The following is an 8,098-nucleotide window of genomic DNA, read 5'->3' on the forward strand; positions in this document are numbered from 1 at the left end:
CTATCGGCTACAAAGTCTTGGGGAACAAAGGGCATGGGCCAGCCCTGGCGTTGGATGGACCGGGCCGTTTTACGGCCCACCGCCGCCAACCGGGGCCGGGTCACCCCCTCATCCAGGCGCAGATCCATGTGATCAAGCCGTTGGCGCACCGCCGCCACCCCGTTGGCGCTGGAGAAAATCAGCCAGTGGAAACGCTCCAGGGACTGCAACGCGGCATCAAGTGGACCCCAGTCGTCAGGGGGACCAATCACCAGGGCCGGCAACTCGATCACCTGGGCCCCTGCAGCCCTGAACAGGGTGCGGGCGGCTGAAGACCCGTCAGCCGCCCGGGTCAACAGCACCCGGCGTCCCGCCAGGGGCTGGGGAGAAGGGGCATCAGGCGTCATGGGAACGGCCTGGGGTCAGGGTGGCTGCCGGATCCGGGCGGCTGCTCCGGCGCTGCTGGCGGAGCCGTGCATCCTTCTCCCGCACCATGGTCCCCAGATCGTCCCGGTATTGACGCAGTTGGCTGGTGAGCCGGGTGTCCGCCGTGGCCAGAATCTGCAAGGCCAGCAACCCGGCATTGGTCCCGTTGCCGATGGCCACGGTGGCCACGGGCACGCCAGCGGGCATCTGGGCGATGGAGTAGAGAGAGTCCACCCCTGCCAGGGCCTTGCTCCGCACCGGCACTCCGATCACCGGCAGCACCGTCAGGGAGGCCACCATCCCCGGCAGATGGGCCGCACCGCCGGCGCCGGCGATGATCACCTTCAAGCCCCGCTCGGCAGCGGTGCGACCATAGTCCACCATTTCCAGGGGTGTGCGATGGGCCGAGAGGATCCGCACCTCGCAGTCCACCCCAAAGCGTTGCACCATGGCTGCCGCCGGCTCCATGGTGGGCAGATCCGAATCACTGCCCATCACGATGCCCACAGGGGGTGCGCCACTCCGGGCTGGGAAGCGGCTGGGTTCATCCATGGGGCGCCTACCGGTTTGGGTTCTCGGGGCAGGCTACTTCAGGGAACATCGCCACCCTGCTGGTCACCGGCGGCCCGGAGCACGTCAGCCGTGCTCCCATGGCCGTGCTGCCGGGCAAAGGTCCAGGGGTGTTTTGCCTGCGTTGTTGGCGGCGTGTACATCAGCACCAACTTCAAGGAGAACCTGGGCTATCTCCATACGGCCCTGCAGTGCTGCGTCGTGCAACGGTGCATTGCCCACCTGATCTTGAACATCAAAATGGGGCTTACGTACATGAGTACCTAAACCCTGAAAACGATGCCACTGCGGTCTTTTGGCTCTTAATTGGGATTATCTATAAGACTAAGTTGAACAGTCCCATATGGTTCTTACTTACGATGTTGCCAGACCTTGAAAAGAATTTCCCTGGCCTATTACTCTGGAGATTCCTTATTCTGTCATGTGACAGAATAAGAGGATTTATGGTAAGATAAAGGTGAATTTTCCCTCCATGCCCTTTCCCCAGATTTTCCCAAGGCTGCTTGCCACAGTCTTGACCTTGCCCTTGATTGGTAGCCCTCCCCCGGTATTGGCCAAGTAAGCCTTGAACTTCGAGGAACCTTGATTATGGAAGACTATACTATCGTAGACTTTTTCTTGTTCTGGTTCTTTTTCTGATGATCTGGATACTCTGATGTATCACCATGGAGATTCCTGTTGATATTATAGCTGTTGCCCGGTTGTCTGATGGCGGCCACCGTAGCCCGCTTGAAAGGCTACAACGGGAGTAAATGGGGTTGATCTTCAGTGTGGCTAACCCCGATTGTGGTGGGCATCTATATGGCAGGGTTACCGGATCGCAGAAGAGGCCAAGCCCATGGGGGAACGGTGATTTTTCGTGAGGTCCATAACAACCCCTATCTTTCCGCCTGGAAAGGTCTCCTGGCCATGCACCCCCTCCCCAGGCGATTCTAGGATTACAAAGCTGCTGCCCCACCCACGCTTTGACCCTGATCAGCCCTTCTGCGGAACTCCTGCGCCGCGCCCGGCGGGTGCGCCGCGGCGCGCTGGACCTGGCCCAATGCAGCGATGCCCAGCGGCGCGGTGCGCTGGAGGCCATGGCCGCTGCCCTGGAGCGCCATGGGGACGCCATTGTGGCAGCCAACACGGTGGACCGGGAGGCCGCCGCCCGGGAAGGCTTGGCGGCGCCCCTGGTGGCGCGCCTCAAGCTCACCGGGGCCAAGCTGGCTGGTTGTATCCACGGCTTACGGCAGGTGGCCGCCCTGCCTGACCCCATCGGACACCGGCAACTGCACCGTCAACTGGCGGCAGGACTGGAACTGGAACGGGTCACCGTTCCCGTGGGGGTGTTGGGCGTTGTCTTTGAATCCCGCCCCGATGCGGTGATCCAGATTGCGGCCCTGGCCATTCGCTCCGGTAACGGCGCCATCCTCAAGGGCGGCCGGGAAGCCCTGAACACCTGCCAGGCCATTGTCACAGCCTTGCAGGACGGCCTGGCCAGCAGTGCCGTAGACCCCGAAAGCCTGGACCTGCTCACCAGTCGCGAGGAGATCATGGCCTTGCTCCAACTGGACGAACTGGTGGATTTGATCGTGCCCCGCGGCTCCAACGCCTTTGTGTCCACCGTCCAGGAGAACACCCGCATCCCCGTGCTGGGCCACGCCGACGGGGTGTGCCACCTCTACGTGGACCAGCGGGCGAACATCGACATGGCCGTCGCCGTGGCGCTGGACGCCAAAACCCAGTATCCCGCCGCCTGCAACGCCATTGAGACCCTCCTGGTGCATCGCCGTGTGGCCCGGCAATTCCTGCCACCGGCCATTCAAGCCTTCACCGCCGCTGGCGTCACGTTGCGGGGGGATGAGCAGGCCATGGCGTTGGGTGTGTCCGAAGCCGCTACCCAGGAAGACTGGGGACAGGAATACCTGGATCTGATCCTGGCGGTGCGGGTGGTGGAGGATCTGGAGGCCGCCTTGGACCACATTCGCCGCTATGGCTCCCGCCACACGGACGTGATCTGTACGGACGACGAGGCGGCCGCTGCCCGCTTCCTCAACACCGTGGACAGTGCCGGGGTGTTTCACAACTGCTCCAGCCGCTTTGCCGACGGCTTCCGCTATGGCTTGGGCGCCGAGGTGGGCATCAGCACCCAGACCATGCCCCCCCGAGGCCCGGTGGGCCTGGAGGGGTTGGTGACCTACCGCTACCGCCTCCGTGGCCATGGCCACACCGTAGCCCCCTTCGCCTCCGGTAACCAGCACTTCACCCATCGGGATCTCCAGGGGGCTTGAGAAATTTCTACTTCCGAAGAAGTGGTATTTTCATGGCTATGCTGGCAGAAATGCTTTTCCATGCTTCCCGGGGAGAAGAGACGACTTGCCTACGAAGCTCGACAGAAGGACGGATGGAAGCAGGCTGCAGCCCATTACATTCCCTTCTATTGGGCCTATTATGCCGTTAGTCGACGCACCATCACTCCGTCTCTCTACCAACTGGGTGCAGAGTTCATCGTGGCGATCATCACAGCAATGCTACTAATCTGGGGCGGGTTAATCACTGATCAGGAAGCGAAGTCTCTCTTCGAAGAACCATTGATTCTTGTATGGATTTCTGTTACCACTCTTATGGGACTTATGGGAACGAAGCTCGGGATTGATCGGGCTCGGGAAGCCGCCCGCATGGCTCTGAAGACCGAGGACCAATCACCAGCGGATTGAAGACCCATGAACCACACCTCCCCTGCAACCCGTGGCGATGCGATCCATGTGGAGGCTCTGAAGCTGTGGGCGCGGGTGGGGGTGTTGCCGGAAGAACGGAGCCTGGGGCAGTGGTTTGTCGTGGACCTCACCATCTGGCTTGATCTGGCTCCCGCAGGCCGATCCGACGATCTGTCCCTCACCGTGGACTACGGCCAGACCGTTGCCGCCATCCAGGCCTGTGCCGAGCAGGTGGTGTGCCATACCGTGGAATGCTTCTCGGAACAACTCCTGGATCAGGTGGGGGAGATCTACGGAGCCTGCCCGATCCGGCTCATCCTGCGCAAATGTCATCCCCCCATCCCCGGCTTTGACGGATCCATCAGCGTGGAGCGCTGGCGGTTCGCCGGGTGAGCACGGTGCAGGATGATGTCATGATGTCCCACTACCATCCGGGGCATCCTCCCCTGCCCCACCATTGCCATGGCATTGCCCCGAGAACTTCTGGTGAGCACCCTGTTGCGGGCCAGGGTTCAGGACGACCAGGGGGCTGATCATGGTGTGGGGCACCAGGTGTGGATGCACCCGCCGACCCATCGGGTGCTGGGTTGGGCCAGTCGCCCCACCAGCTTTGGACCCACCCGCTCGGTGTGGCGTCTCAACCAGTTGCGTCACCTGCAAGGGGATGTGGCGGTGGTCAGCGAAACTCCGGCCCGGACCCAGCAGAGCACCCTGGATTTGCTGCCCACCATCATGGGCGCCCATCTCTACGGCCATGACGGCCTGGCCCTGGGGCGGGTGGTTGATGCGGTGGTGAGCCCCGGAACCGGCGCCGTTGGCCACTATCTGGTGGCCCGCACTGATCCCCGCCTGCCGGGGGCCAGCCGTTGGCGCTTGCAGCCGAACGCCATTCTGGATCAGCAGCCGGGCCGGGTGGTGGCCGCAGCAGGCGCCCTGGATGATTTGCCGTTGGCGCGGGCCGGCCTGCGCACCCAGGCCCTGCAAGCCGGTCAACAGTGGCGGGAGCGGTTCCAGGAGACCACCTTTCAGGCAGGTCGCCAGTTGGAAGACTGGCTCCACAATCGCGGCCCTTTGCCCCGGGATTCCGATCCCCCGGACGGTGACCGGAGGCCGGAGCAGGAGGTTTGGGATGCTTGGGAGCACCCTCCCCACCGCCAGCCTCCCCACCGCCAGGACAGGGAGATCCATGATCCTGATCAGGAGCCCTGGCTGTGAAGGCCAGGAAGGGGGAGATGCTCCGGCGTGGTTCGCTCCGCTGGCTGCTGGTGGCTGGCTGGTGGGAGTTGTGGCTCCGGGGTGTCGGCGCTGGATATGGATTCCCGCTTGCGCGGGAATAACCAGTGGGTGGGGGAGTGATGGAAAACGGTTCGGGGATAGCGGTATGGGAGCGTCTTGGGGTTGTCCAGTGTTTCCCTGGGTAGATTGTCTGTTGCTTTACGGCTTTCCAGCAGTCTTGCGGGCTACGATGTAATTTCGAATATCTTTCACGGGGTTGTTGCAGGATTCAATGATTTGGAATCCCTGCTCCCTGATGAGCCGTTCCAACTCAGGGACGCTGCGCATTGCCACGAACGGCGCCTTGCCCAAAAGTTGCATGATCGGCAAGACAACTTGCATGAGGCGATAACTGGCTGGCCCCAGTCCTTGCGGCTTGCAAGGAGTTTTGGAAATCAAAAGGCCACCGGGCTTCAGCAGTTCATTCGCCCTCTTCAGAACACCCGGAAGATCATCAAGAAGATGGAAGAGATTGTGGGCAAGAAGGACATCGTAGGGGCCGCTCACCGTCTCTGCCATGGCTCCATCAACAAGGAAGTCAATGTTGTGTACGCCCTGCTCTGCAGCCTTTGTCTGGCCAATTTTAATCATCTCAGTGGAAAGATCGGTGGCTGTAATATAGGCAACCGATGATGCAAGCAGGAGGGCGGTGGATCCCGTACCGGCACCAATCTCAAGAACCTTGTCCTGTGGCCTCAGGTAAGAGCGGGTGCGTTGTAGGGTGAACTCGTAGGACGCTATATCCTTGATGGGTGAAGCAGCATAGTGCTTGGCCATGCCATTCCAGAACGCAGCAGCTTCCTTTGCCATCAATCCCTCCGTGGTGATCTTGATTGTACCACTTTTCAGGTTAGGGCGGCTCAGGGTCAACCGGAGCCTGGCGCGGTCAGTACTGCTCCCCTCGGTGGCCTCGCTATCCGGCGTACTGAGCCGCGCCCCGGGGCGTCCTTGACGTAACGCCGCGGGGTCTGACGAGAGAGGGGCGGCGCGGCGCCCCTCAGATGGATCATCAGAAGAGGAGGGAGAAGCGCAGCCCCAGAGAATGATCCACAGGGGATGTTGCGGAGTTGCTTTCTTCCCGCTCCCCCTCCAGGGCGATTTCCCAAGGTTCCGTCCGTCCCTGCTGGGAGTAGGGGGCCAGGGACCAGAGGAGGCCGTAGCTCCTGCTATCCGCGGAGAGGGCCACTGCCACCCCTGGGGTGAGGGTGAGGCGGTCGTTGTGGGCGGGGAAGCCGTAAGCGAACTCCGCCTCGAACTGCTGCCCCCCGCTGCTGGTGTCGTCCAACCCCTCCAGAACAGTGGGCTTGAGGAGGGCATCCATACCCCCTGCCGTTGTTACCCCCATGGTGTGACCCAGGGCGAGGGAGGGCCCGCGATTGGTGGGGGAGGGATCCCAGGCGAAGGAGAGGGTCAAGCCCTGATCCCGGAACTCCTCCTCCGCATGGGTCACCAGGGTGTGGCCCTTGAGTTCGCCACTGATGCCCCGTTGTGGATCGCTCCAGCCGATACCGGCCCCCACCTCCAGACCAAAGCCGGTTTCCGCATCGCCGCTGTCCTGTCTCATGCCCACCTCCAGCGAGGGGAGGAGGGAAGAGCCGTTGGCCAGGGGGAAGGGGCGGACCGCCTCCAATCCCACCCGCAGGGAGACGCTGCCCTCCTCACTGGAGGAGAGAGCATCCACCTGCTCGGTGGTGGTCCTCTGGCTCAGCAGGTCGATGGTGGTGGTGAGGCTCAACCCCTCGGCGCCGCCATCCAGCAGCAAGCCATCCAGCCCCACTGCGCCCATCACCATGGTGCTGCCGGGCCGGTACTCCCTGTTGCTCCCGTCGTCCGGTTTGACGGAGAGCTTGCCCCAGCCGTACCCGGCCACGGCCCACACACCCAGCCGGGGGGTGAGGGCATAACGGCCATAGGGGAACAGGCCAAGCAGGGTGCTGCTGAAGTCTCCATCACCATCGTTGTCCCCCTCTCCCTCGTAGCCGCCGTTGCCCCAGGAGTGGGAGAGGGCAGCGCCAGCCAGCCAGCGCTCCGTCCGCCAGTCCGCTCCAACCAGGGCGGTGGTCACGTCCCCAGTCAGGGAGAGGGTGGCTTCCTGCCCACGGAAGGAGGAGAGCGCCCCTTCACCCCAGAGGGCAAGCCGGGGTGTTGCCCCCTCCTCCACCCCTTGCCCGGCTGCTATCCGGGGGGAGAAGGAGAAGGAAGAACCCTGCGCCAGTTGCTGGCCGCTCACACTCTCGAACCCCAACACCTTGGATAATGCCCCTGCGTTCTCCGCCAACGGCGTGGCGCCTGTCAGCTCTTCCCCCGCCATGGTGAGGGTGAGACCGGCTTGGGGATTGGCGCTGAAACGTCCCTGCACGGCATTCACCACCTGCTGGGTGATGGTGCGGCCAACACGCACCTGCCCCGCCTTCACAGCCTCGCTGAGGGCATCCTTCGTGGGGGCGGCGTTGGCCGTGTCGTCATCCGTCACGGTCACTGCCACGTCACCGGTGACGCTGTTGTAGCCGCCGCCAGCAGCAGTGTGGGAGAGGGTGGCGCTGTCGTTGGCCGTGTCGTTGTCCTGCCCTGCCGAGACGGTGACCGTCTGCGCAGTGTCCCAGGTGGTGGCAGTGAAGCTGAGGCTGGCGGGAGAGACGGTCACGTCGCTGTTGTTGCCGCCCACCGTCACCGTGACAGTGCCCGTGGGCTCGGTGGCCAGCTTCACCGTATACGTGGCGTTGCTCCCCTCGCCCACCGTCAGGGACGGGGCGCTGAACTCAAGCCCGGCCGTGTCGTTATCCTCGATGGTGAGGGTATGAACGCTGGCGCTGCCCACCGTGTAACCGGTGCCGCTGGTCAGGGTGAGAATCACCGTCTCGGCGCTCTCGTCCACGTTGTCGTCCGTGATGGCCACCGGGATGTTGACGCTGCCGCTATTGGCCGGCACCGTGACCGTACCCGAGGTGGAGAAGTCACTGCCTGGGGTGGCCGTGCCGGTCACCGTGTAGGCCACCGTGATCTGAGCCGTGGGGGCGGGGCTGATGCTCACCGCCACGTTCTGCGTGCCGCCACTCTCCGCTACGGTGTCGCTGCCGGTGTCAAAGCTCACCGGTGGGGTGCTCACCGGTGGGGTGCTCGCCGGTGGGGTGCTCACCGGTGGGGTGCTC

Annotated in this window: 9 protein-coding genes and 1 pseudogene; 4 read left to right on the forward strand and 6 right to left on the reverse strand. The window is 63.2% G+C overall.

Annotated elements, in window-relative coordinates; translation table 11 throughout:
* The 4 genes and pseudogenes from BG35_RS0104340 to BG35_RS14115 all read right to left on the reverse strand — a co-directional run.
* The coding region (locus BG35_RS0104340) for a uroporphyrinogen-III synthase (RefSeq protein ID WP_025781860.1) at positions 1-386 on the reverse strand (386 nt) is incomplete at its 3' end.
* On the reverse strand, positions 376-957 hold the full coding sequence (purE, locus tag BG35_RS0104345) for a 5-(carboxyamino)imidazole ribonucleotide mutase (RefSeq protein WP_051506139.1): 582 nt from the start codon (positions 955-957) through the stop codon (positions 376-378). The genes BG35_RS0104340 and purE, both read right to left, overlap by 11 nt.
* Before the next feature lie 38 nt (positions 958-995).
* Entirely contained in the window at positions 996-1,133 is a 138-nt protein-coding gene (locus tag BG35_RS11995; protein WP_236619776.1) for a hypothetical protein, read from the reverse strand.
* A pseudogene (locus BG35_RS14115) lies at positions 1,126-1,197 on the reverse strand (hypothetical protein); the annotation flags it as partial. The pseudogene BG35_RS14115 and the gene BG35_RS11995, both read right to left, overlap by 8 nt.
* A gap of 743 nt (positions 1,198-1,940) precedes the next feature.
* Here BG35_RS14115 and BG35_RS0104355 point away from each other — a divergent pair.
* The 4 genes from BG35_RS0104355 (at position 1,941) to BG35_RS0104370 (ending at position 4,889) form a co-directional block, all read left to right on the forward strand.
* The gene (locus tag BG35_RS0104355; RefSeq protein WP_034416995.1) at positions 1,941-3,248 is read left to right on the forward strand and encodes a glutamate-5-semialdehyde dehydrogenase; all 1,308 of its coding nucleotides are present in this window, start codon (positions 1,941-1,943) and stop codon (positions 3,246-3,248) included.
* Between the two features lie 60 nt (positions 3,249-3,308).
* Entirely contained in the window at positions 3,309-3,674 is a 366-nt protein-coding gene (locus BG35_RS11505) for a hypothetical protein (protein WP_025781863.1), read from the forward strand.
* Between the two features lie 6 nt (positions 3,675-3,680).
* Positions 3,681-4,067, forward strand: coding sequence for a dihydroneopterin aldolase (gene folB / locus BG35_RS0104365; RefSeq protein WP_025781864.1), 387 nt, complete (start codon positions 3,681-3,683; stop codon positions 4,065-4,067).
* Positions 4,068-4,136: 69 nt separating this feature from the next.
* Positions 4,137-4,889: a hypothetical protein gene (locus tag BG35_RS0104370; protein WP_025781865.1), complete on the forward strand. Its 753-nt coding sequence runs from the start codon at positions 4,137-4,139 to the stop codon at positions 4,887-4,889.
* A gap of 219 nt (positions 4,890-5,108) precedes the next feature.
* Here the strand turns inward: BG35_RS0104370 and BG35_RS0104380 are convergent, their stop codons facing one another.
* Together BG35_RS0104380 and BG35_RS0104385 are read right to left on the reverse strand one after the other, a co-directional pair.
* Positions 5,109-5,819, reverse strand: coding sequence for a class I SAM-dependent methyltransferase (locus BG35_RS0104380; protein WP_025781866.1), 711 nt, complete (start codon positions 5,817-5,819; stop codon positions 5,109-5,111).
* Positions 5,820-5,958: 139 nt separating this feature from the next.
* Positions 5,959-8,098: Calx-beta domain-containing protein (locus tag BG35_RS0104385; protein WP_236619777.1), on the reverse strand; the 2,140-nt coding region annotated here is incomplete at its 5' end.

The organism is Candidatus Synechococcus spongiarum SH4 (assembly GCF_000586015.1).
Lineage (GTDB): Bacteria > Cyanobacteriota > Cyanobacteriia > PCC-6307 > Cyanobiaceae > Synechococcus_B > Synechococcus_B spongiarum_F.

What these genes read in the sequence shown, in the direction of transcription:
- purE (WP_051506139.1), bottom strand. Translation starts at nt 957, where the DNA reads ATGGATGAACCCAGCCGCTTCCCAGCCCGGAGTGGCGCACCCCCTGTG.
- BG35_RS11505 (WP_025781863.1), top strand. Translation starts at nt 3,309, where the DNA reads ATGCTTCCCGGGGAGAAGAGACGACTTGCCTACGAAGCTCGACAGAAG.
- folB (WP_025781864.1), top strand. Translation starts at nt 3,681, where the DNA reads ATGAACCACACCTCCCCTGCAACCCGTGGCGATGCGATCCATGTGGAG.
- BG35_RS0104370 (WP_025781865.1), top strand. Translation starts at nt 4,137, where the DNA reads ATGGCATTGCCCCGAGAACTTCTGGTGAGCACCCTGTTGCGGGCCAGG.